The sequence below is a fragment of the Rhodopseudomonas sp. P1 genome, assembly GCF_039642825.1.
GTDB lineage: Bacteria > Pseudomonadota > Alphaproteobacteria > Rhizobiales > Xanthobacteraceae > Rhodopseudomonas > Rhodopseudomonas palustris_H.
This window is the reverse complement of the sequence record NZ_CP088006.1, coordinates 550,902-577,367: the sequence shown is the minus strand read 5'-3', so window position 1 is coordinate 577,367 and position 26,466 is coordinate 550,902. Positions and strand designations below refer to the sequence as shown.

Annotated in this window: 23 protein-coding genes; 12 read left to right on the top strand and 11 right to left on the bottom strand. The window is 66.0% G+C overall.

What is annotated here, in order from left to right:
- Positions 1 to 187: 187 nt before the first annotated feature.
- Positions 188 to 778 (top strand): polyhydroxyalkanoate synthesis repressor PhaR, encoded by a 591-nt coding sequence (gene phaR, locus LRC39_RS02705; RefSeq protein ID WP_042440735.1) that lies wholly within the window; start codon positions 188 to 190, stop codon positions 776 to 778.
- A gap of 145 nt (positions 779 to 923) precedes the next feature.
- Here phaR and LRC39_RS02700 read toward each other — a convergent pair whose 3' ends face one another.
- Complete coding sequence (locus LRC39_RS02700) at positions 924 to 2,666, bottom strand: bifunctional diguanylate cyclase/phosphodiesterase (RefSeq protein ID WP_346296246.1); 1,743 nt, start codon at positions 2,664 to 2,666, stop codon at positions 924 to 926.
- Positions 2,667 to 2,904: 238 nt separating this feature from the next.
- Between LRC39_RS02700 and LRC39_RS02695 the strand changes: the two genes are divergently transcribed.
- Positions 2,905 to 3,219, top strand: coding sequence for a hypothetical protein (locus LRC39_RS02695; RefSeq protein WP_107342740.1), 315 nt, complete (start codon positions 2,905 to 2,907; stop codon positions 3,217 to 3,219).
- A gap of 18 nt (positions 3,220 to 3,237) precedes the next feature.
- On the opposite strand, the gene LRC39_RS02690 is transcribed toward LRC39_RS02695, so the two are convergent.
- The 3 genes from LRC39_RS02690 to mtgA form a co-directional block, all read right to left on the bottom strand.
- Entirely contained in the window at positions 3,238 to 3,867 is a 630-nt protein-coding gene (locus LRC39_RS02690; RefSeq protein ID WP_346296245.1) for a hypothetical protein, read from the bottom strand.
- A 242-nt stretch (positions 3,868 to 4,109) separates the two neighbouring features.
- Positions 4,110 to 4,292: a 50S ribosomal protein L32 gene (gene rpmF / locus LRC39_RS02685; RefSeq protein ID WP_011156094.1), complete on the bottom strand. Its 183-nt coding sequence runs from the start codon at positions 4,290 to 4,292 to the stop codon at positions 4,110 to 4,112.
- A gap of 161 nt (positions 4,293 to 4,453) precedes the next feature.
- Positions 4,454 to 5,164, bottom strand: a complete 711-nt coding sequence (gene mtgA / locus LRC39_RS02680) for a monofunctional biosynthetic peptidoglycan transglycosylase (protein WP_346296244.1) — start codon at positions 5,162 to 5,164, stop codon at positions 4,454 to 4,456.
- A gap of 101 nt (positions 5,165 to 5,265) precedes the next feature.
- On the opposite strand from mtgA, the gene LRC39_RS02675 reads away from it, so the two are divergent.
- Together LRC39_RS02675 and LRC39_RS02670 are read left to right on the top strand one after the other, a co-directional pair.
- Positions 5,266 to 6,192 carry a polyprenyl synthetase family protein gene (locus LRC39_RS02675; RefSeq protein ID WP_346296243.1) on the top strand — a complete coding sequence of 309 codons (927 nt, stop codon included), beginning with the start codon at positions 5,266 to 5,268 and terminating at the stop codon, positions 6,190 to 6,192.
- Between the two features lie 7 nt (positions 6,193 to 6,199).
- Complete coding sequence (locus tag LRC39_RS02670; RefSeq protein WP_107342737.1) at positions 6,200 to 6,886, top strand: DUF1345 domain-containing protein; 687 nt, start codon at positions 6,200 to 6,202, stop codon at positions 6,884 to 6,886.
- A 21-nt stretch (positions 6,887 to 6,907) separates the two neighbouring features.
- Here LRC39_RS02670 and LRC39_RS02665 read toward each other — a convergent pair whose 3' ends face one another.
- Together LRC39_RS02665 and LRC39_RS02660 are read right to left on the bottom strand one after the other, a co-directional pair.
- On the bottom strand, positions 6,908 to 7,351 hold the full coding sequence (locus LRC39_RS02665; protein ID WP_107354048.1) for a BLUF domain-containing protein: 444 nt from the start codon (positions 7,349 to 7,351) through the stop codon (positions 6,908 to 6,910).
- Positions 7,352 to 7,367: 16 nt separating this feature from the next.
- Positions 7,368 to 8,951 carry a putative bifunctional diguanylate cyclase/phosphodiesterase gene (locus LRC39_RS02660; protein WP_346296242.1) on the bottom strand — a complete coding sequence of 528 codons (1,584 nt, stop codon included), beginning with the start codon at positions 8,949 to 8,951 and terminating at the stop codon, positions 7,368 to 7,370.
- Positions 8,952 to 9,259: 308 nt separating this feature from the next.
- Between LRC39_RS02660 and LRC39_RS02655 the strand changes: the two genes are divergently transcribed.
- The 3 genes from LRC39_RS02655 to LRC39_RS02645 all read left to right on the top strand — a co-directional run bounded on the left by LRC39_RS02655 (position 9,260) and on the right by LRC39_RS02645 (position 11,368).
- Positions 9,260 to 10,912, top strand: a complete 1,653-nt coding sequence (locus LRC39_RS02655) for a Na+/H+ antiporter (protein ID WP_107354046.1) — start codon at positions 9,260 to 9,262, stop codon at positions 10,910 to 10,912.
- A 67-nt stretch (positions 10,913 to 10,979) separates the two neighbouring features.
- Positions 10,980 to 11,210 (top strand): hypothetical protein, encoded by a 231-nt coding sequence (locus LRC39_RS02650; RefSeq protein ID WP_346296241.1) that lies wholly within the window; start codon positions 10,980 to 10,982, stop codon positions 11,208 to 11,210.
- The gene (locus tag LRC39_RS02645) at positions 11,207 to 11,368 is read left to right on the top strand and encodes a type II toxin-antitoxin system RelE/ParE family toxin (protein ID WP_263990381.1); all 162 of its coding nucleotides are present in this window, start codon (positions 11,207 to 11,209) and stop codon (positions 11,366 to 11,368) included. Before LRC39_RS02650 ends, LRC39_RS02645 begins: the two co-directional genes overlap by 4 nt.
- A gap of 153 nt (positions 11,369 to 11,521) precedes the next feature.
- Here the strand turns inward: LRC39_RS02645 and ispG are convergent, their stop codons facing one another.
- The 3 genes from ispG to LRC39_RS02630 form a co-directional block, all read right to left on the bottom strand.
- Positions 11,522 to 12,817, bottom strand: a complete 1,296-nt coding sequence (gene ispG, locus LRC39_RS02640; protein ID WP_346296240.1) for a flavodoxin-dependent (E)-4-hydroxy-3-methylbut-2-enyl-diphosphate synthase — start codon at positions 12,815 to 12,817, stop codon at positions 11,522 to 11,524.
- Positions 12,818 to 12,830: 13 nt separating this feature from the next.
- Entirely contained in the window at positions 12,831 to 13,754 is a 924-nt protein-coding gene (locus LRC39_RS02635) for a DMT family transporter (RefSeq protein ID WP_346296239.1), read from the bottom strand.
- A gap of 164 nt (positions 13,755 to 13,918) precedes the next feature.
- The gene (locus LRC39_RS02630; RefSeq protein ID WP_107354042.1) at positions 13,919 to 14,407 is read right to left on the bottom strand and encodes a Fur family transcriptional regulator; all 489 of its coding nucleotides are present in this window, start codon (positions 14,405 to 14,407) and stop codon (positions 13,919 to 13,921) included.
- A 195-nt stretch (positions 14,408 to 14,602) separates the two neighbouring features.
- On the opposite strand from LRC39_RS02630, the gene LRC39_RS02625 reads away from it, so the two are divergent.
- The 3 genes from LRC39_RS02625 to LRC39_RS02615 are packed head-to-tail and all read left to right on the top strand — an operon-like array spanning position 14,603 to position 17,816.
- The gene (locus LRC39_RS02625) at positions 14,603 to 15,088 is read left to right on the top strand and encodes a MarR family winged helix-turn-helix transcriptional regulator (RefSeq protein ID WP_107342728.1); all 486 of its coding nucleotides are present in this window, start codon (positions 14,603 to 14,605) and stop codon (positions 15,086 to 15,088) included.
- Positions 15,081 to 16,250 carry an HlyD family secretion protein gene (locus LRC39_RS02620; protein WP_346296238.1) on the top strand — a complete coding sequence of 390 codons (1,170 nt, stop codon included), beginning with the start codon at positions 15,081 to 15,083 and terminating at the stop codon, positions 16,248 to 16,250. The genes LRC39_RS02625 and LRC39_RS02620 overlap by 8 nt, the downstream gene beginning before the upstream one ends.
- A 3-nt stretch (positions 16,251 to 16,253) precedes the next feature.
- On the top strand, positions 16,254 to 17,816 hold the full coding sequence (locus LRC39_RS02615; protein WP_107342726.1) for an MDR family MFS transporter: 1,563 nt from the start codon (positions 16,254 to 16,256) through the stop codon (positions 17,814 to 17,816).
- A 177-nt stretch (positions 17,817 to 17,993) separates the two neighbouring features.
- On the opposite strand, the gene pcaF is transcribed toward LRC39_RS02615, so the two are convergent.
- Positions 17,994 to 19,202 (bottom strand): 3-oxoadipyl-CoA thiolase, encoded by a 1,209-nt coding sequence (gene pcaF / locus LRC39_RS02610; protein WP_346296237.1) that lies wholly within the window; start codon positions 19,200 to 19,202, stop codon positions 17,994 to 17,996.
- Between the two features lie 176 nt (positions 19,203 to 19,378).
- Here pcaF and mutS point away from each other — a divergent pair, with 176 nt between their 5' ends.
- Positions 19,379 to 22,099 carry a DNA mismatch repair protein MutS gene (gene mutS, locus LRC39_RS02605; protein ID WP_346296236.1) on the top strand — a complete coding sequence of 907 codons (2,721 nt, stop codon included), beginning with the start codon at positions 19,379 to 19,381 and terminating at the stop codon, positions 22,097 to 22,099.
- 107 nt (positions 22,100 to 22,206) lie between these two features.
- Here mutS and LRC39_RS02600 read toward each other — a convergent pair whose 3' ends face one another.
- On the bottom strand, positions 22,207 to 23,160 hold the full coding sequence (locus LRC39_RS02600; protein WP_164573385.1) for a peptidylprolyl isomerase: 954 nt from the start codon (positions 23,158 to 23,160) through the stop codon (positions 22,207 to 22,209).
- 342 nt (positions 23,161 to 23,502) lie between these two features.
- On the opposite strand from LRC39_RS02600, the gene secA reads away from it, so the two are divergent.
- On the top strand, positions 23,503 to 26,343 hold the full coding sequence (secA, locus tag LRC39_RS02595) for a preprotein translocase subunit SecA (RefSeq protein ID WP_264075325.1): 2,841 nt from the start codon (positions 23,503 to 23,505) through the stop codon (positions 26,341 to 26,343).
- Positions 26,344 to 26,466 lie beyond the last annotated feature (123 nt).

Sequence of the window (26,466 nt, the reverse complement as noted above, 5' to 3'; positions counted from 1 at the left end):
AAGCCGGCGGCGGCGTGTCAATCCGGCACACGCATGTTGGTGCTGCGATGCCGATAAATTCACTCTGCCTGGCGGCGCCGCACAAAACGGTAGCCGAGGTGCATTGAAAGTGCTTACTTTATTGCATTGCGTCTCAGCCTGCTGTCGGGAGGCGGCGGGTTCCTTATCCTCCGTGTGTGTGGGTGACATGGCGAAATCAGACCAACCGACCACGATCAAAAAATACGCGAACCGGCGGCTCTACAACACCGGCACCAGTACTTACGTGACGCTCGAAGACCTTGCCACGATGGTCAAGGATGGTGAGGACTTCCTCGTTTACGACGCCAAGACCGGCGACGACATCACCCGAAGCGTGCTCGCGCAGATCATCTTCGAGCAAGAGAACAAGGCCGGGCAGAACCTTCTGCCGACCACCTTCCTTCGACAACTCATCCGCTTCTACGGCGACAGCATGCAGATGGTGGTGCCGAAGTATCTGGAGCAGTCGATCGATTCGCTGACGCGCGAGCAGGAGAAATTCCGCAAGCAGATGGCGTCGACCTTCAGCCTGACTCCGTTCGCGCCGCTGGAAGAGACCGTCCGCCGCAACATGGAGCTGTTCCAGCAGACCTTCTCGATGTTCGTGCCGCGCCCGCCGAGCCACGAATCGACCGACGAGGTACCTGCGGAGACCAGCGGCGGCGCCGACAGCATCGAAGATCTGCGCCGGCAGATGAAAGAGATGCAGGACCGGCTCGAGCGGATGTCGCTCGAACAGCCGAAGAAAGACGAATAGCAGCGAGGTTTGCTGCTCAGAATCTTTCCGGTTCTGATCCTATCAGAACCGGAAACCCTCGATGATCTCTCACGAGAGTTTAAGCCAGGCCGGCCAACGCTCGCGGTGCCCGGTCGCTCGCTTAGCCTTGCTAATCGACGGCTTTCTAATAGACCGCTTTGCCGGCGAGGCCCGCAGCCGCTTCGGCGACGATCGGCCACGGTCGCTGCTGCGACGCCAATCCGATCAGCCGGCCCTGGATGTAGTCGCAGCCCCAGTCGCGCAACAACTGCGCTGACTCTTCGTCCTGCACCCATTCGGCCACGGTTTTGATCCCGAGCCGGCGTGCCAGATCGATCAGCGTCTGCACGAAGGCACGGTCGTCGGCCGAGCGCGCGATGTTCTGCACGAAGGCGCCGTCGATCTTGACGATGTCGACGCCGAGCGCACGCAGATTGCGAAACGACGTGTAGCCGGCGCCGAAGTCGTCGATCGCGATCTTGGCGCCGAGCGTCTTCAGCCGGTTGACGAAGCCGCGCACCTCGTCGAGGTCGGGGATCGCCACCGTCTCGGTGATCTCGACGATCATCCGCTCGGCGATCCCGGGATGCGCCAGCATCAGCGATTCGATTCCGGCCCACCAATCGGCATCGATGGTGGTGTCGGGCGAAATATTGAGGCTGAGGGCGACACCGGGCGCCAAGGCGAGCTCGGCCACCACCAGTTCGAGCACGCGATGATCGACCAGCCGGATCAGCCCGAGCCGCTCGGCCACCGGCACGATATCGGGCGCGAGCAGCACCTGGCCGTCGTCGGTTCTCATCCGCACCAGGCATTCGTGGAAGGCCGGCACCCGCGAGGCCGCGTCGACCACCGGCTCGTAGGCCAGCACGATGCGGCGCTCGTTCAGCGCGGTGACGATCTCGTCGGTGACGCGGATGTTGACCCGGCGCTGCGTGTCGCGCTCGACATTCGGCCGCCACATCGCGAACGAGCCGGCGCGCCGATGCTTGGCGGCGGCCAGCGCCTCCTGGGCGCGGTTGATGGCTTCATCGGCGGTGCGGGCATGGCGCGGCGCACTGACCGCGCCGATCGATGCGGTGATCGACACCGGGCCGGATTTGGTCGGCACGATCTCGTCGCGCACGGCCGCGAGAAACCGTTCGGCCGCGATATGCGCGTCGTCGACCGTGCAGTTCTTCAGCACCAGGCCGAACTTGTTGCCGGAGAACCGGCCGAGCTGATCGCCGGCGCGCAGCCGGCTGCGGATCCGGCCGGCGATGGTCGAGATCACTTCGTCGGCGACATCGAAGCCGAACGAATCATTGACCCGCGCCAGATGATCGAGCCCGACCAGCATGAACGACAGGTTGGTACGAAAGCGCGACGCTTCCTCGATCGCTTCGGCGAGCGCGGCGATCAGATGGGTGCGGTTGAGTTCGCCGGTCAGCGGATCGTGCTGCGACAGCTTGAGGAGCTGCTCGTCGCGGGCGTGGCGCTCGTTGTTGATGCGGACGATGCCCTCGACCCGCGCCGGGCGACCGTCGGGGCCGGCGAACCAAACCCCGGTCTCCTCGATCCAGCTCACCGGCGCCGAGGTGGAAGCCCGGATGCCGTATTCGATCCGGTACGGCACGCAGCCGGGGCCGACCGCGGCAGCGCCGTTGAGCAAAGCTTCGGACCGGATCGCGCGGGACGGCTCCAGCATCGCCGCAAAGCTCGCGCCGGATGCCAGCGCTTCGGCCGGAATGTCCTGAAACAGCTCGCCGACCCGGCCGGTCCAGCTCAAGGTATCGGAAGCGAGGTCCCACACGAAGGCGGCTTGGCCGAGCAGCGACAGCAGCGACGGATCAGACGCGGTCGCGGTCTGCGCGGTCGATGAGCGTGGCGCAGGAGCGGCGGACGACACGACTGCCTCGTTTCGGGACGCTGTCAGGTGATTCTCCTGTGCAGGATAGGTCGGCCGAACATCCCAACGCTAGGTCGATAATATAAAGAAATTGGAAACCAATTCGGATTCCGGGGCAGGAACGGAAAGCCGAGCCTCGGCATACTACGAGGTGGAGGCTCCGGCACACGACTTGCGACGACGCCATCAGGACGGGGAGACCCGTCCCGAAACGAGACAAGTAAGCGTAGGTGCGACAATGGCGAAGGTCTGGATCGACGATGGAAGCGACGTCCACGCCGCCTCGGCGGAGCCGGATTGCGCCGAGGGCGAACTGATCGAGCCGTTGCCGATCCCGGTGACGCCGCCGCCGATGCGGACCCGCTACACCGACCGCCTAGTCCGGCCGTCGTCGAATTTCGTGGCCCAATTGATGGCGATCGATGGCGGCTATCCGCAGACCCGCGACTGCAATCGGGCCGAACCCGGCCACGCCAATGCGGCGTACCGCTCGACCACCGGTCACGCCTTCACGGCGCCGCCCACCGGCTTTCGAACCCAGCGGATGTCCTGATCGCCTACGCGGCGCGGCTCAGCGCGCCGGCGACTTTTCCTCGTCCTTCGCCGTCGCAGTCGGCTTCACCGGCTCGGGCCGATCGAGCAGCACCGCTTCGGCGATCGACGCCGCGGAGGCAGCGGATGCAGAGGCCGGTTCGACCGTCTGCGGCGCCAGCTCGGTCGCGGGCACCACCACCGGTGCCGGCTCGGCAACCGGCGCCGGCTGCTCCGGCTCGTCTTCAATGATCTCGGCAGACGATTTGGCGGCGGCACGCGCCGCGCGGGCTTCGCGCTTGTGCCGGCTGCGCAGCGCGATGCCGCTGAGAAAATCGACCAGCGCCAGCAGCGCCAGCAGAGCCACCGTGGCATTGGCGAACTGCGGCAGCATCACGAATTCGGCCGTGATGCCGGCGAGCACCAGCAGCGACAGCAGATGATCGGTGAGGTATTTGGCTCCGGGCCGGGCCGCCTTCATCACTTCGGGCAGCAGCAGCAGCACGCCGAGCGCCACCAGCATGTCGCCGAGCGCGATCGTCCAAGTGGCACCGGAGGGCAGCACGACACGGGTCATTGCCGCGTCGAACGCCAATCCCGGCATCAGGAAGACGATGATGTTGCAGATCGCGACCGGGATCAGCAGCAGCGGGAAACCGATAATCGACATCGGCGAAGCCTGTGGTTCAGAACGACCGGACGCGAGTGGGCGATCGTCCGGACGCGGACGTCAACTCCCTAACGCAACACTTGGTACGAATTCAGGCATCGGGCGGATCGCATTGCGCGATGTGCCGCCCCGCGTGCGCGGCCGACACTTGCGTCCTTCCCGCGAGTGCGACGCGGCGTCTTGTCTGAGTGTGGCCGAAACCACCCGACATGCCGCGCCGACTCAAGGATCCGAGCGAGAGCTCAGGAATCCTTCTTCTTCAGAACCTGGCGGCCCTTATACATCCCGGTCTTGAGATCGAGATGGTGCGGGCGGCGCAGTTCGCCGGAATCCTTGTCCTCGACATAGGTCGGGCGCTTGATCGCGTCCGCGGACCGGCGCATGCCACGCCGCGAGGGCGAAGTTTTTCTTCTCGGAACGGCCATATCGGTAATCCTTAACGGAGGTTCCCTGGCGAAATCGGTCTCGGCGTCCGCGTTTGGACGGCCCGCTTGCGCGCAGGCGAAATGCGTAAGGCCGGGCTTATAACGGAAGCCGGATCGGAATGCTAGGGCGGTCGGCGCGCAAAATGCGCCCCAAACCGTCGTCACGACTCGCGATTTTCCCGCCAGCACTGCCGCAGCTCCGCCGCACGGGCGCGGGCGACGTAGGTGGCGGCAAGCCGGCGGACACCGGGGCCCGGCGCACGGGCGCTGCGAATCTTCGGATTGGGCAGGATCGCGGCCAGGAGCGCGGCCTCCTTGGCGGACAATTGCGCGGCGGAGCGGCCGAAGGCGTAATCGGCGCCGGCCATCGCGCCGAACTGACCGCTCGGGCCCCATTCGGCGATGTTGAGGTAGATTTCGAGGATCCGCTGCTTGGGCAGCACGAAGTCGATCCACAGCGCCAACGGCGCCTCCAGCGCCTTGCGGATGACGCTGCGCGCCGGCCACAGGAACAGGTTCTTGGCGACCTGCTGGGTGATGGTCGAGCCGCCGCGGCTGGTCTCGCCGTCCTGCATGTCGTCGATCACGTCGCGCACCGAATCCCAGTCGATGCCGTGATGGCTGCAGAACTTGGCGTCCTCGGCCGCCACCACGCTACGCGGCAGCGTCGGCGAGATGGCTTCGATATCGATCCAGGTCCGGCTGACCGGCGCACCGGTGGCCCAGCGCCACAGCATCAGCGTCGAAACCGGCTGGCCGCCGCCATACAGGATGGTGAGGAGATAAGGCAGGGCCAGCAGCGCGAGCCCTGCGAGGATGACAATGCGAACCACACGCTTGGTGCGAGGCGCAAACGCAACGGGATCAGACACGATCGCTCCCGGTGATGGCCTGGCCCCTTGCCCTCCGCCGAATTGACGAAGCCGGTGCCATGATGAATGGTCCGGCCGAATTTTATCTGGAGCACTTCCGAATGGCCACCGGCACTTCCACGATCGACTTTGCCAAGCGGCTCGACACCACCGCCGAGGATACCGAAGCGCTGCTCGGCCGGCTGTTGTCCGACGAATTGATGTCCGACGAGATCGCCCGGCCGCGCCGGCTGATGGAGGCGATCCGCTACTCCACGCTCGGCGGCGGCAAGCGGCTGCGGCCGTTCCTGGCGGTCGAGAGCGCTGCTGTGTTCGGCATCGATCGCGCCGCCGCGCTGTTGGTCGGCGCCGCGCTGGAGTGCATCCATTGCTACTCGCTGATCCACGACGACCTGCCGGCGATGGACAACAGCGATCTGCGCCGCGGCCGGCCGACGCTGCACAAGGCCTATGACGACGCCACCGCAATCCTGGCCGGCGACGCGCTGCTGACCTTCGCGTTCGACATCGTCACTCGCGACGAGGTGCACAAGGATCCGACGGTGCGGCTGCTGCTGACGCGGGTGCTGGCGCGTTGCGCGGGTCTCGGCGGCATGGTGGGCGGCCAGATGCTCGACCTTGCCGGCGAAGGCCGGTTCGGCGACCGCGAGCCGGTCGACGTCGCGCGGCTGCAGCAGATGAAGACCGGCGCCCTGCTTCGCTACGGCTGCGTCGCTGGCGCGATCCTCGGCCAGGCCAACGCCGACCAGTATCGCGCGCTCGACGATTACGGCCGCGCGCTCGGCGAGGCGTTCCAGATCGCCGACGATCTGCTCGACGTCGAAGGTGACGCCGCCGCGCTCGGCAAGCCGGCCGGCGCCGATGCCGCGCTCGGCAAGACCACCTTCGTCACCCAACTCGGCATCGACGGCGCCAAGCAGCGGCTGCGCGACCTGATCGCGCGCGCCGACCAGGCGCTGGCGCCGTTCGGCGACCGCGGCGACGTGCTGCGCGCCGCCGCCCGGTTCGTGGCGGAGCGGAAGAACTGATCGCCGCATGACCCATCACCCGGACGACGATGCGCGGCTGCTTCGGTTTCGAAAGCTGCCGCGCGTCGTCCGGCTGGTGTATTCGCGGCCGCGGCTGTTCGCTTCGATCGCGGTCGGCATCGCCGCGGTGCTGCTGCTGCCGGCGTGGCTGCGGCCGGTGACGCGGGCGCTGATCGGCTGGGACGTGTCGATCGTCGTCTATCTGGTGCTGGCCTATTCGATGATGGCGCGCTGCGGCGTCGCCTATATCCGCCGCAACGCGGTGTGGCAGGACGACGGCCGCTTCCTGATCCTGATGGTGACGGCGTTCGGCGCCTACGCCAGCATCGCGGCGATCGTCTCCGAACTCGGCAACGCGCATCGCGGCGCCGCCGAGCTGGCGCTGGCCACCTTCACCATCGCGCTGTCATGGGCAGCGGTGCACACCACCTTCGCGCTGCATTACGCCCACGAATATTATCGCGGCGACCGCGAAGGCGGGCTGGCGTTTCCCGGCAGCGACGAGCACACCGAACCCGATTATTGGGACTTCGTGTACTTCTCATTCGTGATCGGCATGACCGCGCAGGTGTCGGACGTCGGCATCACCGACCGGACCATCCGCCGCACCGCGACCGCGCACGGCGTGGTGTCGTTCGTGTTCAACACCGCCTTGGTGGCGTTGATGGTCAACATCGCGGCGAGCGCGATCTGACGTGCTGTTCGCAGGCGCCGCTCAGGCGGCGCGGGCTTCTTCCTCGAAAGCGAGATGGCGCACGATCTCGAGCAGCCGGTCGCCCTCAATCCGCTCGGCGTTGAACCCGGTCTGCCGGCCGAAATGGCCGAACAGATCCTGATCCTCACGCGAGCGACCGAGAAACGCCATCGACCAGTTGCTGAACAGCCGCTCGCGCGCGGCGCCGAAACCGAGCACCTGAATGTCGCCGTGGCGCTCGTCGCGCAGGATCTTCTCGAACAGCGATTCGACCGATGGGCACGGCCCTTCCAGCACCTGGGCGAACAGGCCGCGATTGAACACCAGCGCGCCGGTCACCGAGAGCGGCGGATTGTTGCGGCGGGCCGCAGCCAGAATCGATTCGATCTCTTCGGCGATCCGCAGCGAGCCGCCGGCAATCAGGTTCTTGCTGTAATACACGCAGCGATACAGCTCGCTCGGCATCGGCCGATGCTCCCCCTCAGAGGCTGACTTCCGTCGCCGCGTCGATCACGTTGCGGCTTTCTGCGAGAAAATGCTCGATCTCGCCCGGCGGGATCGGCCGGCTGATCAGATAGCCCTGCACGTCGGTGCAGCCGTCGGCCGCGACGCGCGCCAGCTGATCCTCGGTCTCGACGCCCTCGGCCACCGTTGCCATGCCGAGGCTGGCGCCGAGCGAGGCGATCGCCCGCACGATCGCGCGGTTGCCGCGATCGTCCGAGGCCTCGCGCACGAACGACTGATCGATCTTGATCTTGTCGAACGGGAAGCTGCGCAGGTAGCCGAGCGACGAATAGCCAGTGCCGAAATCATCGAGCGACACCCGGACGCCGAGTCCGCGCAGTTGCTGCAGCACCGCCAGCGCATTGCCGCGGGCATCGAGCATCACGCTTTCGGTAATCTCCAACTCCAGCCGCCGCGGATCCAGCCCGCTGTCGGCGAGCGCCGACACCACGGTCGCGACCAGCGACCGGTTGGTGAACTGGGTCGCCGAGATGTTGACCGCGACCGTGTAGTCGCCGGGCCAGCTCGCAGCATCGCGGCAGGCGGTGCGCAGCACCCATTCGCCGATCGGGCCGATGATCCCGGTCTCTTCGGCGATCGGAATGAAATCGAGCGGCGACACCGGGCCGCGCGTCGGGCAGCGCCAGCGCAGCAGCGCCTCGAAGCCGGCCACCCGCCGGCTCTGCAGATTGACCTGCGGCTGATACACCAGCGAGAACTCGCGCAGCGCCAGCGCGCGGCGCAGATCGGTCTCCAGCGCGCGCCGCGCACGCATGCTCTCGTCCATGGCGGATTCGAACACGCGATAGCCGGCGTAGCGCTCCTGCTTGGCGCGATGCAGCGCCAGTTCGGCGTTCTTCAGCACGCCGTCGACGTCGAGCTCGTCGTCGCTCACCAGCGCGATGCCGACGAACGCGCTGACATTGATCAGCTGACCCTCGAGCAGATACGGCCGGCTCAGCAGATCGACCAGACGCTTAGCCAGGATCACAGCAGCTTCGGGCTGATCGCGGCCGGTCTGGATCACGCCGAACTCGTCGGCCTCGAGCCGGGCCAGCACGTCGCTCGGCGTCAGCGCCGAGCTGATGCGCTTGGCGACCAGACACAGCAACGCATCGCCGATGGTGCGGCCGAGCGTGTCGTTGATGGCCTTGAAGCGATCGAGATCGATCGTCAGCACCGCGGCGTCGCGGCGGACCTCGGCGGGCTGCGTCAACAGATCGGCGAGCCGCTCGTGAAACACCAGCCGGTTCGCCAGTTGCGTCAGCCGGTCGATACGCGACAGCTCGACACCGGCGATGCCCTGGCGCAGGCGCTCGCTGATATCGGCGGCGCTGATCAGCCAGCCGCCGGTAAATGCCGTGATGTCGATCCAGTAGATCCGCTCGTCCGGGAAAATGATCGGGCGCGACGCCTTGCCGCCCTCGCAGCTCGGGTCGAAACCGAAACGAGACAGCAGCTGGTCGCGCGGTATCGCACCGAAGGCCAGATCGAACATCGGATTGGTCATCACGATCTCGCCCTCGGGCGAGATCAGCGCCAGCCCAATGTCAATCGCCATGAACGCCGCCAGCGTCAGCTGAGCGGTGCGTTGCGACGGGTCGTGATCGGCCGCACCATCCGGAGCGCTTGCGCTCCCCTGTGGCTCCAGCAGATCAGCCGTTCTGATGACTGAGACTAACCCCATAACCTTGAACAGAACGCGGGGAGTGTTGCCAAATGCATAATTACCACCAGACCGCCACATCGACGGTAAATCCAAGGTTAGTTGAACAGCAGGCGTTTGAGACGAAAGTCGCACGTAGTGTTACGAAGGATTGCGCCTGATGCGTAATTGGCTACCGCTTGACCGACCGAAACTTCCGGGCGATGCAAGCATTCTCCGGCAGGCTCACTCGAAATCAGCGTGGTGACGTGGAAGCCAAATTCCAGATTTTTCTCACGCTGCTCGCGGTGCTGGCCGGAACGGCGCTGCTGGCCCGACGCGTCAACATCGCACCCGCGATCCTGCTGCTGATCGCAGGCATCACGCTGGCCTTCATTCCCGGAATGCCGGCGATCGAACTGCCGCCGGACCTGATCCTGCTGCTGGTGCTGCCGCCGCTGATCTATTCGGCCAGCGTAGCGATGAGCTGGCGCGAATTCTGCGCCAATCTGCGGGCGATCGGCCTGCTCGCGATTGGCTGCGTGATCTTCACTGCTTGCGCGGTCGCGGCAGCGTCGCACTATCTGATCGGCCTGCCGTGGTCGGTCGGCTTCCTGCTCGGCGCGATCGTCGCCCCGCCCGACGTGGTGGCGCCGCTGGCGATCGCCCGCAAGCTCGGCCTGCCGCGGCGGATCGTCGTGGTGCTGGAAGGCGAAGGGCTGGCCAACGATGCGACCGCACTAATCCTGTACCGCTTCGCGGTGGCGGCGATCATGACCGGCGCGTTCTCGCTGACCAAAGCATCGGGCACCTTCGTGGCAATCATGGCGGGCGAACTGGCCTTCGGCGTCGCAGTCGGCTGGCTCAGCCTGCGGGCGCGGCATTGGGTGCGCGACCCGCAGATCGAGATCACGCTGTCACTGCTGACGCCGTACATCGCCTATTGGATTCCCGAACATCATGGCGGCTCCGGCGTGATCGCCACCGTCGCCTGCGGGCTGTACATCTCGTGGAACGGCCCGCTGCTGATCTCGGCTGCGACCCGGCTGCAGGGCATCTTCTTCTGGGATCTGGTGATCTACCTGATCGAGGGGATGCTGTTCCTGCTCACCGGCTTCCAGCTCCGCGCGCTGCTGGAGCGGTCGAAGGAATTTGCCTTCGGCGACATCCTGTCGGCGACGCTGCTGGTCGCCGCGATCGTGATCGCCGCGCGCTTCATCTGGGTCTATCCGGCGTTCTATCTGCCGCGGTTTCTCAGCCGCCGCTTGCGAGCAAGCGATCCCTATCCGTCATGGCGCACGGTGTTCGTGATCGGCTTCACCGGCGTGCGCGGCGCGGTGTCGCTCGCCGCGGCGCTGGCGCTGCCCTATGCGCTGCCGGGCGGCGAGACGTTCCCGTATCGCGACCTGATTCTGTTCGTCACCTTCGGGGTGATCCTGATCACACTGGTCGGCCTCGGCCTGACGCTGCCCGCCGTGGTGAAGCTGCTCGGCGTCACCCGCGTCGGACACCGGGAGCAGATCGCCGAGCACGACGACGAGATCACCGCCCGCCGCGAAGCATTGGCTGCCGCGCAGGCATCGCTGAAGAAGATCACCGACAATCGCGAACTCACCGACGAGGTGCTGAAGCTGCTGCACGCCCGGCACCAGACCAGGGCCAGTCTGCTACCCGATCCGATCGGCTCCCCGGAGCACGAGGCCTCGGCGGTAGGCATCGCCCTGGTGCGCGAACTGATCGCGGTCGAGCGCAAATTCATCCACGCCCAGCTCCGCGCCGGCAAGATCACCGACGAGGCGCGACGCCGAATCGAGCGCGATCTCGATCTCGAGGAGGCCAGTCTAGCTAACCGCGAAAGCGGACCGGCGCCGTTGTAAGGCCGTCATGCAGTGACCGAGCCGGCCAAATTCTGCCTGATCGTCGGAATCGTGCTAATCTGCATGCATGAAAAAACCTGAGCTGGAACTATTACTCGACCGGGTCTCGACGTGGCCTACGGCCACCCAGCAGGACCTGCTGGATTCGATCGCCGAGATCGAGTCCCGCCACGATCTCGTTTACCGGCTGAGCGATGGTGATCGGATTGCCGTCCAACGCGGACTAACGGACCTTCAAGAGAACCGGCTTGCCAGCGATGAAACGGTGGCCGCGCTGTTCAATCGCTTTCGGACATGAAGGTTCGCTGGTCCGACAACGCGGTCCACGAACTCGACGAGATCTTATCGTTCATTGCTGAGCGCAACCCATCCGCCGCCCATGCGGTTGCGGATTTGATTTGGGAGCGAACGCGCCTGCTGGGCGAGTTTCCTTTGGCCGGCCACAAGACGACCTGACGACCGTCCGAGCGCTATCCGTGGTCCGCTATCCGTTCGTGATCTTTCACAGAGTGGACGACGCAAAGGATGAAGTCGTCATCCTCAGCGTCCGCCACACCGCAAGACGCGACCCCACGCGCTCAGCATGAGAGCGCTAACCGTGGCCGGGACTTACTCCGCCGCCGGCACCATCTGGGCCGCGCCGGGCTTCGGCGTCGCGCCGTAGCGCTGCTCGATGTAGTCGATCACCAGCGCCTTGAAGTCGGACGCGATGGTGTCGCCGCGCAGGGTGCGGAATTTCTGGCCGTCGACGAACACCGGAGCCGCCGGAGATTCGCCGGTGCCGGGCAGCGAGATGCCGATATTGGCGTGCTTGCTTTCGCCCGGGCCATTGACGATGCAGCCCATCACCGCGACGTTGAGATTCTCGACGCCCGGATAGCGGCTGCGCCATTCCGGCATCTCGTCACGGATGAAGTCCTGGATCGAGCGCGCCAGCTCCTGGAAGGTCGTCGAGGTGGTGCGGCCGCAGCCGGGGCAGGCCGCGACCAGCGGCACGAAGGTGCGGAAGCCCATGGTCTGCAGCAGTTCCTGCGCGACCTGGACCTCACGGGTGCGGTCACCGCCCGGCTCGGGGGTGAGCGAAATTCGGATGGTGTCGCCGATACCCTGCTGCAGCAGGATGCCGAGTGCCGCGGACGACGCCACGATGCCCTTCGAGCCCATGCCGGCTTCGGTGAGGCCGAGATGGATCGCGTAGTCGGAGCGCGAGGCCAGATCCTGGTACACGGCGATCAGGTCCTGCACCGCCGAGACCTTGGCGGACAGGATCATCTTGTTCTTGGGCAGGCCGATCTCTTCGGCGCGCGCGGCGGACAGCAGCGCCGACTGCACCATCGCCTCGCGGGTGACGGCGCGGACGTCGCGCGGATTGGGGCTGGCTGCGTTCTCGTCCATCAGCTTGGTGAGCAGCTCCTGGTCGAGCGAGCCCCAATTGGCGCCGATGCGGACCGCCTTGTTGTTCTTGATTGCGATCTCGACGATATCGGCGAACTGCGTGTCACGCTTGTTCTTGAAGCCGACATTGCCGGGATTGATCCGGTACTTGTCGAGCGCCTCGGCGCAGGCCGGGTATTCGGCGAGCAGCTTGTGGCCGATGTAATGGAAGTCGCCGATGATCGGCGTGGTCAGGCCGAGCTTGCGGATGCCGTCGCGGATGTGCGGGACAGCGGCGGCCGCCTCCTCGCGATCCACGGTGATCCGGACCATCTCCGAGCCGGCCCGGGCCAGCGCGGCGATCTGCTTGATGGTGCCCTCGATATCCGCGGTGTCGGTATTGGTCATCGACTGAACGACGATCGGGGCACCGCCGCCGACGGCCACATCGCCGACCATGACCTGGGTGGTTTGGTGCCGCGGCGCGGGGCCGGCGACGTCGTCTCGCAGCGGATTTTCGAGCTTGTTCATGGCGGTCCGAATATCAGGTTTTGGTGACATTCAGCAATGGATCGTTGGGTGCAGGAACCGGAGCCGGCCGGTTCACGAGATAGAGACCGGCGATCACCAGCACCGCCGCGGCGCCGAATGCCGGGGTCAGCGGGTCGTGCATGATCAGATAGCCGGCCGCCACCCCGAATAAAGGGGTAATGAAGGTGAAAGCCGACAATTTGCTGGCCGAATAGGTCTTCACCAGCCCGAACCAGAGCAAAAATGTCAGTCCGACCACCCAGATGGTCTGATAGGCCATCAGCCCGAGCGACAGCGTCGACGGCATTTTGGTGATGGTTTCGCCCGACAGCAGCGCCGCGCCGGTCAGAATCGGCACCGAGATCGCCACCTGGTAGGCCAGCCCCTTCTCGGCCGGGGCCCGCTGCAGCCGGGTTCCCTTGACGATCAGGGTGGTGGCGGCCCACAGCGCACCGCCTCCGACCAGCATCAGGTCCCCGATCAGCACACTGCTATCGACATCGGCCTGCGGCACCCCGATCGCCAGCGCCACGCCCGCAAAGCTCAGCGCCAGCCCGGCCCATTGCATCCGGCGCAGCCGCTCGCCGAGCAGCCGGTAGGAGCCGAGCGCGACGAAGAACGGCGCGGTGTACAGGAACACGACTGCGCGCGACGCCGTTGTCAGCGTCAGGCCGTGATAGATCAACACGAATTCCAGTCCGAACAGCGCCCCGGCGAACAACCCGGCGCGCAGCGTTCCGTCGCGCTGGAACAGCTTCACCCGGCGCGATTTGGCGATGATCAGGATCACGATCAGGGCGCCGGCCGACCGGATCGCCGCCTGCAGGAACGGCGGAATATCCGGCAGCACCAGCTTCACGGCGATCTGGTTGAAGCCCCACGACAGGCAGCACAGCAGCATCAGCGCAATCGCGCCGGCGCTCAGCGGACGCCCCATGGTGCCGCTCACCGCAGCGGTCGCGGGGACTTAATGATCAGGCGCGCGGGAATCGCCGGGGTCCGGCGTGACGTCTTGACCAACATGGTGCCTCCGGCTTTTCGCCGTGTTGTGGCGGGCGCTGGCGCGCCACGCTCCTCCCATGGATCAAGGCGTAAACTGCGTCAGGCGGCTTGGCAATGGCCGCACACGCCGGTGATCTCGACCACCGACATCTTCGGCGTGAACCCCGTTTGGCGGGCGGCTTCGTTGAGGCGCTGGGTCACTTCGGAGGCCGGGACCTCGGCAACCGAGCCGCAGCATTCGCAGATCAGGAACGCGACGGTCGCAGCGTCGTCGTGATCGTGGCCGCAGGCCAGGAACGCATTGCGGCTCTCGATCCGGTGCACCAACCCGTTCTGCATCAGGAAATCGAGCGCCCGATACACCGTGATCGGCGCCGGACGCGGCATGTCCCGGGCCAGTTCCTCGATCACCTCATAGGCGCCGAGCGGCCGATGGCTGGACAGCAGTGCGCGCAGCACCTGGCGGCGGATCGGCGTGAGGTTTTGCGAGCGGCCGGCACAGACCCGCTCGGCGTGTTCCAGACCTTCGGCGGAGCAACGGTCGTGATCGTGCCCCGGCGCGGGGAAGGTCGGCTTCAATGCGGTCATCGGGCCCATCACACTCACGCGCCGGCCAACCGGGCCGGCTCATGTTTGAGCAACATCCTACACCGGGGCGGCGTTCAAGTCTCGCGACCGACCCAGGTTTGAGAGGCATGCGCAACTCGGATTTGTCGTATGCGAATCGGCGCCTTGAGAAATAATAAGCTTGCTTATCTTATGCAAAGCTTAGGAGGCGGCGCTATGACCCGGGGTCCGGAGGACCAGAACTTCATCTTTGCGTTCGCCGAGGTGCAGCGCCTGATGCGCGCCTATGCGGACAGGCAGGCCTCCCGGCACGGCATCACCCGCGCCCAATGGGCGGTGCTGGCCAAGGTGGAGCGCGCCGAAGGGCTGAAGCAGTCCGAACTCGCCGAACAGATGGAGCTGCAGCCGATCACCCTGACCCGGCTGATCGACAAGCTGTGCGACCACGGCTGGCTGGAACGCCGCAGCGACGACAGCGACCGGCGCTGCAAGCGGCTGTACCTGCGCGAAGCGGCGCGGCCGCTGCTCGGCAAGCTCGCCGGCCTCCGCGCTGAACTCACCGACACCGCGCTCGCCGGCCTGACGCCGGAGGATGCCCAGCGCCTGGTGCGGCAGATGCAGATCATCAAGGAAAACTTGCGTGGCGCGATCCAACAGCACTGCCACCGCGAAGAAAAACGACGGGAGGAGCACTATGGCTGAACCGGCCCTGAAATTTCCGACCGAGCAGAAGGAGCCTTCGGCCGCCCCGTCCGTCGCCGCGAGCGGCGGTCCGCGCCGCGGCCTCGGCGGCACGTGGCGGCGCTATCGCCGGCCGCTGCTGCTGGTCGTGCTGCCGATGGTGGCGCTGATCGGAGGCATCACCTTCTATCTGGAGGGCGGCCGCTACGTCACCACCGACGACGCCTATGTGGGCGCCCAGAAGGTGCTGATTACGCCAGACGTCGCCGGCAAGATCGTCGAAGTGACCGTCAAGGAAGGTCAGCGCGTTCAGCCCGGCGACGAGCTGTTCCAGATCGATCCGGTGCCGTTCCGCCTCGCGGTGGCGCAGGCCCAGGCCAAGCTCGCCGATGCCAAGACCAGCCACGCCAATCTGGTCGCCAACGTCAAGCTGTACGGCCAGACCATCGACCTGGTGAACGCCGGCATCGCGCTGAAGCAGCGCGACGTCGAGCGCAAGACCTCGCTGGTGCAGAGCCGCGCCGGCTCGCAGCTCGATCTCGACAATTCGACCGCCGCGCTGGTGACCGCGCAGGCGCAGCTGCAGCTTGTCAAGCAGCAGCAGTCGACCGCACTCAACCAGTTGCTCGGCGATCCCGAACTGCCGCTGAAGAAATTCCCCGCTTACGCCCAGGCCAAGGCGGCGCTCGACGACTCCGAACGTAACCTGCGGCTGTCGACCGTGCGGGCTCCGATGAGCGGCACCGCCACCCAGGTCGACAACATCCAGCTCGGCCGTTTCGTCGCCGCCGGCACGCCGGTGTTCAGCGTGATCGACACCGCGCAGCCATGGGTCGACGCCAATCCGAAGGAAAGCGACTTCACCTATGTGGCGGTCGGCCAGACCGTGACGCTCGATGTCGACGCCTTCCCGGATCATCAGTTCAAGGGCCGGGTGTCGTCGCTGTCGCCGGGCACCGGCGCGCAATTCGCGGTGCTGCCGCCGCAGAACGCCACCGGCAACTTCGTCAAGGTGGTGCAGCGGGTGCCGCTACGCATCACGCTCGACGAGACCGATCCGATGATCAAGCGGCTGAAGGCCGGCATGAGCGTCAACGTCGCGATCGACACTAACCACCGCCGGTCGCTGGCCGGCCTGCTCGGTTTCGGCCGCGCCGCCGCGGCCCAGCCGGAGCACAACTGACCGATGGCGGGCGCGGCACAATCTCACGCGGTCCCCGGCTTCCGCCGGAATATGGTGACGATCTGCGCCATGACCGCGACGATCATGCAGGCGCTCGACACCACGATCGCCAACGTCGCGCTACCCTATATGCAAGGCTCGCTGTCGGCATCGCAGGACCAGATCAACTGGGTGCTGACCTCCTACATCGTCGCCGCCGCGATCATGACGGCGCCGGTCGGCTGGATCGCCAACCGGTTCGGCCGCAAGCGCATCTTCATCATCTGCTCGGCCGGCTTCACCATCGCGTCGGTGATGTGCGGCCTCGCCCAGGACATCACCCAGATGGTGCTGTTCCGGCTGCTGCAGGGCGTGTTCGGTGCCGCGCTGGTGCCGCTGTCACAGGCGGTGATGCTGGACAGCTACGCGCTGCACGAGCGCGCCAAGGCGATGTCGATCTGGGGCATGGGCGTGATGATGGGGCCGATCATGGGCCCGTCGCTCGGCGCCTGGCTGACCGAGACGTATTCCTGGCACTGGGTGTTCTTCGTCAACCTGCCGTTCGGCGCCATCACCGTGCTGGGGCTGGCGATGTTCATGGACGAGACCGACAAGAACCACGAATTACGGTTCGACTGGTTCGGCTTCGCGGCGCTGGCGGTCGGCATCGGCGCGATGCAGCTCGCGCTCGACCGCGGCGAGCAGCTCGACTGGTTCAACTCGCCCGAGATCATCATCGAGTCGATCATCTCGGTGGTCGGATTCTACTACTTCTTCGCTCACTCCTTCACCACCGAACGCCCCTTCATCCAGTTCGCGATCTTCAAGGACCGCAACTTCGTCGGCGGCGTGGTATTCATGACCGTGATGGGGCTGGTGCTGTTCTCCACCATGGCGCTGTCGTCGCCGTTCCTGCAGAACGTCGAAGGCTACCCGATCATGACCGCCGGCCTGCTGCTCGCCTCGCGCGGCTGCGGCACCTTCGTGGCGATGATGATTGTCGGGCGGATCATGCGCTACATCGAGGCCCGCACCCTGATCGCGACCGGCCTGTCGCTGACCTGCGCGTCGCTCTACGTGATGACCGGCTGGACCGATCAGACCAGCGTGTCGAGCGTGGTGGTCACCAGCATCATCCAGGGCTTCGGCTTCGGTCTGGTCTTCGTGCCGCTGTCGACGGTGGCATTCATGACGCTGCCCGGGCAGCTCCGCACCGACGGCACCGCGATGCTGACGCTGGTGCGCAACGTCGCCAGCTCGGTCGGCATCTCGGTGGTGATCGCCAAGCTATCGTCGGGCACCACCACGGCGCACGCGATCCTCACCGAGCACATCAACCCGTTCAACGACGCGCTGCAGATGCCCAACGTCACCGGCATGATCGACCTGTCGACCACCACCGGCAAGGCGATGATGGACGCGATCGTCACCATGCAGGCGCAGATCATCGCGTTCTCGCACGACTACGCGATGGTGATGTTCCTCACTGCCGCCGCCGTGCCGATGGCAATCATTATCGGCTCGACCAAGGCCGCGCTGCGCAAGCAAAGCGAAGCCGCTGCCGATCATGCCGCGGTGATGGAATAGCTCTCCCCCTCTGCCCGCAAGAGCGGTGCGAGGGAGATCATGGGCACGCCGCCCCACACCCCAGCGTCATGCGCGGGTTTGACCCGCGCATCCATCGCGCGCCGAGCGCGCCTCACGAAAGCCCTTGCGAAGAGGATGGATTGCCGGGTCAAGCCCGGCAATGACGTAACATCTTCGTTAGTTCACCTTCTCGATCGCCATCGCGACGCCCTGGCCGACGCCGACGCACATCGTGGCGAGAGCGAGCTTGCCGCCGCGCTTTTCCAGGCCGTGCACCGCGGTCAGCGCCAGGCGGGCGCCGCTCATGCCGAGCGGGTGGCCGAGCGCGATCGCGCCGCCGTGCGGATTGACGAAGTCGGCGTCGTCCTGGACACCGAGCTGGCGCAGACAGGCGATGCCCTGGCTGGCGAACGCCTCGTTCAGCTCGATCAGGTCGAAGTCGCTGATCTTGAGCCCGAGCCGCTCCATCAGCTTGCGGGTCGCCGGCACCGGGCCGATGCCCATGATCCGCGGCGGCACCGCGGCCGAGGCGAGGCCGAGGATTTTTCCGCGCGGCGTCAGGCCGTATTTCTTCACCGCCGCGGCGGATGCGATCAGCAACGCGGCGGCGCCGTCATTGACGCCCGAGGCGTTGCCGGCGGTCACGGTGCCCGGATTGCGCACGATCGGCTTCAGCTTGGCGAGGCCTTCGAGCGTGGTTTCGGGACGCGGATGCTCATCCTTGTCGACCGTGATCGGGCCAGCCTTGCCGCCCGCATAGGTCACCGGCGCGATCTCCTCGGCGAAGTAACCGGCCGCGATCGCCGCGCCGGCGCGCTGCTGGGAGCGGATCGCGAACGCGTCCTGGTCGGCACGCGAGATCTGGAATTCTTCGGCGACGTTCTCGCCGGTCTCCGGCATCGAGTCGACGCCGTATTGCTGCTTCATCAGCGGATTGATGAAGCGCCAGCCGATCGTGGTGTCGAAGATGTCGGCGGTCCGGGCGAATGCTTCGGTCGCCTTACCCTGCACGAACGGCGCGCGCGTCATCGACTCGACGCCGCCGGCGATCGCCAGATCGATCTCGCCGCCGCGGATCGCGCGACCCGCCGCGCCGACCGCATCGAGTCCGGAGGCGCACAGCCGGTTGAGGGTCTGGCCGGGCACCGAGTCCGGCAAGCCCGCGAGCAGCGCCGCCATGCGGGCGACGTTGCGATTGTCCTCGCCGGCCTGATTGGCGCAGCCGAAGAACACCTCGTCGACCGCGCTCCAGTCCATGTCGGGATGCTTGGCCATCAGCGCCTTGATCGGCACCGCCGCGAGATCGTCGGTCCGAACCTTGGCAAGAGAGCCGCCGTAACGGCCGATCGGGGTGCGCACCGCGTCGCAGACAAACACGTCGGCCATCGAAACTCTCCCTATTTTGCCGATCCGGGCTGGGGCGCCGGACTTGAAGCCGGGTTGTAGGAAGCGCCGCCGAACAGGTCAATCCGCCGCAGGCTGGCGCGCACCCGGTTGAAACCCGTGCATGGCTCGCCGCGCGAGGTAGGAACAAAGGTGCGATTTTTGCTATGCATCGGGCCATGACCATCCGCCCCGACATCGCTCTGCCGCCCGACGCCGCTCCGCCTCCGGAAGCGCCCGCCAAAATGTCGCCGATGATGGAGCAGTACCACGAGATCAAGGCCGCAAATCCGGGCCTCTTGCTGTTCTACCGGATGGGCGATTTCTACGAACTGTTCTTCGACGACGCCGAGATTGCCGCACGCGCACTCGGCATCACGCTGACCAAGCGCGGCAAGCATCTCGGGCAGGATATCCCGATGTGCGGCGTGCCGGTGGAGCGTGCCGACGATTATCTGCACCGGCTGATCGCGCTCGGTCACCGCGTCGCGGTGTGCGAACAGACCGAAGATCCAGCGGCGGCGCGCGCACGCAAGAGCGTGGTGCGGCGCGACGTGGTGCGGCTGATCACGCCGGGCACGCTGACCGAAGACACCCTGCTCGATGCCCGCGCCAACAACTACCTGCTGGCGATCGCGCGCGCCCGCGGCTCGGCCGGCGCCGATCGCATTGGCCTCGCCTGGATCGACATCTCGACCGGCGAATTCAACGTCACCGAGTGTTCGACCGCCGAGCTTGCCGCAACGCTGGCGCGGATTAATCCGAACGAAGCGATTGTGCCGGACGCGCTGTACAGCGACACCGAACTGGCTCCGACGTTACGCGAACTCGCCGCCGTCACGCCGCTGACGCGCGACGTGTTCGATTCCGCCACCGCCGAGCGGCGGCTGTGTGATTACTTCGCGGTCGCCACCATGGACGGCCTCGCCGCGCTGTCGCGGCTGGAAGCGACCGCCGCCGCAGCCTGTGTGACGTATGTCGATCGCACTCAGCTCGGCAAACGCCCGCCGCTGTCGCCGCCGTCGCGCGAAGCCGCCGGCACCACGATGGCGATCGATCCGGCGACCCGCGCCAACCTCGAACTCACCCGCACGCTCGCCGGCGAGCGCCGCGGCTCGTTGCTCGACGCGATCGACTGCACCGTCACGGCCGCCGGCTCGCGCCTGCTGGCGCAGCGTCTCGCCGCGCCGCTGACCGATGCGGCGGCTATCGCAAGGCGGCTCGACGCGGTCGAAGCCTTCACGGCGGACTCGGGACTGCGCGAACAAATTCGCAGCTCGCTGCGGGCGGCGCCCGACATGGCCCGCGCACTGGCGCGGCTGTCGCTGGGCCGCGGTGGTCCGCGCGACCTGGCGAACCTGCGCGATGGCATCCGTGCCGCCGACGAGGTGCTGGCACAGCTCGGCCAACTCGCCACGCCGCCGCAGGAGATCGCGAGCGCGATGGCGGCGCTGCAGCGCCCCTCACGCGGCCTGTGCGCCGAGCTCGGCCGTGCGCTCGCCGACGATCTGCCGCTGCTCAAACGCGACGGCGGCTTCGTTCGCGAAGGCTACGAGCCGGCGCTCGACGAGACCCGCAAGCTGCGCGACGCCTCGCGGCTGGTGGTGGCCTCGATGCAGGCGCGCTACGCCGACGACACCGGCATCAAGGCGCTGAAGATCCGGCACAACAACGTGCTCGGTTACTTCGTCGAAGTCTCGGCGCAGCACGGCGACAAGCTGATGGCGGCGCCGCTGAACGTCACCTTCATCCATCGCCAGACGCTGGCCGGCCAGGTGCGGTTCACCACCGCCGAACTCGGCGAGATCGAAGCCAAGATCGCCAATGCGGGTGATCGCGCACTCGGGCTCGAGCTGGAAATCTTCGACCGCCTCGCGGCAATGATCGATGCCGCCGGCGAAGACCTGCGCGCCGCCGCGCATGCGTTCGCACTGCTCGACGTCGCCACCGCGCTCGCCAAGCTCGCCAGCGACGACAACTACGTCCGACCGGAGGTCGACGAGTCGCTGAGCTTTGCGATCGAAGGCGGCCGGCATCCGGTGGTCGAGCAGGCGCTGAAAAAGGCCGGCGAGCCGTTCATCGCCAATGCCTGCGATCTGTCACCCGGCCCGGCGCAGACCAACGGCCAGATCTGGCTGCTGACCGGCCCGAACATGGCCGGTAAGTCGACCTTCCTGCGCCAGAACGCGCTGATCGCGCTGCTCGCCCAGGTCGGCAGCTTCGTGCCGGCGAGCCGGGCGCGGATCGGCATCGTCGATCGTCTGTTCTCACGCGTCGGCGCCGCCGACGATCTCGCCCGCGGCCGCTCGACCTTCATGGTCGAAATGGTGGAGACCGCCGCGATCCTGAACCAGGCGTCCGAGCGGGCGCTGGTGATCCTCGACGAGATCGGCCGCGGCACCGCGACGTTCGACGGCCTGTCGATCGCCTGGGCGGCGATCGAGCATCTGCACGAACAAAACAGATGTCGTTCGCTGTTCGCCACGCACTACCATGAGCTGACCGCGCTGTCGGCCAAGCTGCCGCGGTTGTTCAACGCCACGGTGCGGGTCAAGGAATGGCGCGGCGAGGTGGTGTTCCTGCACGAGGTGCTGCCCGGCTCCGCCGACCGCTCCTATGGCATCCAGGTCGCCAAGCTGGCCGGCCTGCCGCCCTCGGTCGTGACGCGCGCCAAGGCGGTGCTGGCCAAGCTCGAAGCCAACGACCGCGGCCAGCCCAAGACGCTGATCGACGATCTGCCGCTGTTTGCGATGACGGCCCGCGCACCGGCCGAGGCCGCGCCGCCGAGCGAGGCGGAGCAGCTGATCGAAGCCGTCAAGGCGCTGCATCCGGACGAGATGACCCCGCGCGAAGCGCTGGACGCGCTGTACGCCCTGAAGGCCAAGCTGCCACAACCGTAGGATAGGTTGAGCGCACGCGAACCTATCCTACGAACTGAACCGCACCCGGTCACGAAAAATGGCCGGGACAAGCCCGGCCATTTCGACAATCAACTCTTTGAAAAGACTTACTTCTTGGCCGGCGCCGGGGTGGCGGGCTTGGCCGCATCGGCAGGCTTCGCCGCATCCGCCGGCTTGGCGGCATCCGGCTTCGCAGCCGCGTCGGGCTTGGCGGCCGGCTGGTCCAGCCGCTCGATCTTGGCGGCCTGGCGCAACTTGCTGACGTAGTCCGACTGCGCCTTGCGGGTGACGTACTGCTCGATCTGCGCCTTGACCTGATCGAAGCTCGGCGGCTTGCGGTTGCGCTTCTCTTCGACCTTGATGATGTGCCAGCCGAATTGGGTCTTGATCGGATCTGAGATCTTGCCCGGCTCCAGCGCGAACGCCGCGGCGGAGAATTCCGGCACCATCTGGTCCTTGGTGAAGAAGCCGAGGTCGCCGCCGTCGGACGCACCCGGGTCCTTGGACTTCTTCTTGGCCAGCTCGGCGAAGTCGGCCCCCTTCTTCAGCTCTTCGGCGACCGCCTTGGCCTCATCCTCGGTCTCGACCAGGATGTGGCGGGCGTGAACTTCCTGCTCGCCGGAGATCTGCTTGGCGGCTTCGTCATAAACCTTCTTCATCGCCTCGTCGGTGGTCGCGGCCTTGCCTTCGGCGGCGAGCACATCGTCCATCAGCAGACGGTTACGGGCGAAATCCAGACGCTTTTTGAAATCCGCGTTGTCCTGGATCTTCTTGTCCTCGGCTGCCTTGGCGACGATCTTCATGTCGATCAGGAAGGCGAGCACGTTTTCCTTCCGGGTCGCGGGATCGAGCTGGGCGAGGCTCGGGCCGAGCTCCTGCTCGGCAAGGTCGACGTCGCTCTGGCGGATTTCGGCGCCGTTGACCTTGGCGAGCACGGGGTTCGCATCCTGGGCGCGCGCAGCCGGCGCGGCCAGCAGCGCAAATGCGAGACAACCTGTCACAGCCGCGCTGATGAGGCCGGCGCGCAGGCCGGATGAGACTGCGTTGGACGCAGGTGTCATGGAAAATCCTTGTCTTGAAAGCCGGGGTGTCGGGGCGGCGGAACAGTCACCCAATCGCGGTGCCTTGGCAACGCGAAAACTCTGTCAAAATGATGAAATCCTTGAAAGGCGGGCGCGTTGACAACCCTCAGGCCCAGCCATATCTGTGCCGCCACAGGCTCGGGTCGGGCGGTCGTCGCGCGACCGCACCCTGGGCAGCCGGCCCTCGGATTGCTGGATTACCAATCATTTCGCGCGCGCACCTGTATCCTGATAGGTGCCTGAGCGTCACGATGAGTTGATAGTGGCTCGAGCGAACGGCATCAAGGCTGCGAAGTCACACCGCAACAACAGGAAGCTGGCATGATCGGCGCGCTCGCCCGCAAACTCTTCGGCTCCGCTAACGACCGCAGGGTCAAGGGCTACCAGACGCGGGTTGCCGCGATCAATGCGCTCGAACCGGAACTGGCCGCGCTGTCCGACGAGGCGCTGCGCGCCCGTACCGCTGAATTCCGCGCCGAGCTCGCCAACGGCAAAACCCTCGACGATCTGCTGGTACCGGCGTTCGCCACCGTCCGCGAAGCCGCCAAGCGCACCCTCGGCCAACGCCACTTCGACGTCCAGCTGATCGGCGGCATGGTGCTGCACGAGGGCGACATCGCCGAGATGAAGACCGGCGAAGGTAAGACCCTGGTCGCGACGCTGGCCGTGTACCTCAACGCACTCGCCGGCAAGGGCGTTCACGTCGTCACCGTCAACGACTACCTCGCCAAGCGCGACTCCGGCTGGATGGGCCAGATCTACGGCTTCCTCGGCATGACCACCGGCGTGATCGTGCACGGCCTCGACGACGCCCAGCGCCAGGCGGCCTATGCCTGCGACATCACCTACGGCACCAACAACGAATACGGCTTCGACTATCTGCGCGACAATATGAAGTACCGGCTGGAGGACATGGTCCAGCGCGGGCACAATTTCGCGATCGTCGACGAAGTCGACTCGATCCTGATCGACGAAGCCCGGACCCCGCTGATCATCTCTGGTCCGCTCGACGACCGTTCGGACTTCTACAACACCATCGACACCTTCATCCCGCGGCTCGACAAGTCGGACTACGACGTCGACGAAAAGCAGCGCACCGTGACGCTGACCGAAGCCGGCATGGAGAAGATCGAGACGCTGCTGCGCGACGCCGGCCAGCTTCGCGGCGAGTCGCTGTACGACGTCGAAAACGTCTCGGTGGTGCACCACGTCAACCAGGCGCTGCGCGCCCATGCGCTGTTCCAGCGCGACAAGGACTACATCGTCCGCAACGATGAGGTGGTGATCATCGACGAATTCACCGGCCGCATGATGCAGGGCCGGCGCTATTCGGAAGGCCTGCACCAGGCGCTGGAAGCCAAGGAGCACGTCACCGTCCAGCCGGAAAACCAGACGCTGGCGTCGATCACCTTCCAGAACTACTTCCGGATGTACGACAAGCTCGCCGGCATGACCGGTACGGCGGCCACCGAGGCCGACGAGTTCTTCGACATCTACAAGCTCGAAGTGGTCGAGATCCCGACCAACCTGCCGATCGCCCGTCTCGACGAAGACGACGAGGTGTATCGCACCCAGCAGGAGAAGTACGCCGCGATCCTCGCCGAGGTCGAGCGCGCCAACAAGCGGATGCAGCCGGTGCTGGTCGGCACCGCCTCGATCGAAAAGTCCGAGGTGCTGGCCGAGTATCTGAAGAAGAACGGCTACAAGCAGATCGACTTCACCGACCCGAAGGGGATGGACAAGCTGTACGCCGCCGCCCGCGCCGGCAAGCCGGCCAAGCTGTTCGCGGTGCTGAACGCGCGCTTCCACGAGCAGGAAGCCTATATCGTCGCCGAAGCCGGCGTACCGGGCGCGATCACTATCGCCACCAACATGGCTGGCCGCGGTACCGACATTAAGCTCGGCGGTTCGCTGGAGATGCGGATTCAGCAGGAAGCCGCGCACATCACCGACGAAGCCGAGCGGGCGGCGAAGATCACCGAGATCAAGGCCGACATCGAGCGCTTCCGCGACATCGTGCTGAAGGCCGAAGACGAAATCGAAATCGAGCCCGCCAAGGGCAACAAGCCGGCCAAGACCGCCAAGCGCCCCGGCGGCCTGTACATCATCGGCTCCGAACGTCACGAGAGCCGCCGTATCGACAACCAGCTGCGCGGCCGTTCCGGCCGTCAGGGCGACCCGGGCCGCTCCAAGTTCTTCCTGTCGCTGGAAGACGACCTGATGCGGATCTTCGGCTCCGACAAGCTGGACACCATGCTGACCCGCCTCGGCTTGAAGGAAGGCGAGGCGATCATCCATCCGTGGATCAACAAGGCGCTGGAAAAGGCGCAGCAGAAGGTCGAGGCGCGCAACTTCGACATCCGCAAGAACCTGCTGAAATTCGACGACGTTCAGAACGACCAGCGCAAGGTGATCTTCGATCAGCGCATCGAGCTGATGAAGGAAGACAGCGTGGCCGAAACGGTCGCCGACATGCGACACACCTACATCGAGGACCTGGTCGCCAAATACGTGCCCGAGCACGCTTATGCGGAGCAGTGGGACGTCGCCGGGCTGAAGGCCGAGGTCGAGCGCGTGGTCGGCCTCGACATTCCGGTCGACGAATGGGCCAAGGAAGAAGGCATCGCCGACGAAGAGCTGATCACGCGGCTGGAGCGGGTATTCGACGAGCACATGGCCGCCAAGGTCGGTCAGTGGGGCGCGGACGTGATGCGCTACGCCGAGAAGAGCATCCTGCTGCAGACCCTCGACCATCTGTGGCGCGAGCATCTGGTGATGCTCGATCACCTGCGTCAAGTGATCGGCCTGCGCGGCTACGGCCAGCGCGATCCGCTGCAGGAATACAAGTCCGAAGCCTTCAATCTTTTCCAGGAGATGAGCTCGCACCTGCGCGAGGCGGTGACGGCGCAGCTGATGCGGGTCGAGATCATTCCGCCGGATCAGCCGCAGGAATTGCCGCCGATGGAGGTCCACAAGATGGACCCCGACACCGGCCAGGACGAGATGGCGCTGGCCAGCGTGACGCTGGCACCGGCGCAGATCACCGACAAGGCGGACCGCGATCCGAACAAGCCCGAGACCTGGGGCAAGGTCGGCCGCAACGAGGACTGCCCGTGCGGAAGCGGCAAGAAGTACAAGCACTGCCACGGCCGCTACGCCTAAGCGCCGCCAAGCAGATCAAAAGAACGAGCAATGCCCGGCCTCACCGCCGGGCATTTTGCTGTTTGCTGTCTGGAAAGTCGGCCACCGCAGTCGTCATCCGGGGCGCGCAGCAAAGCTGCGCAA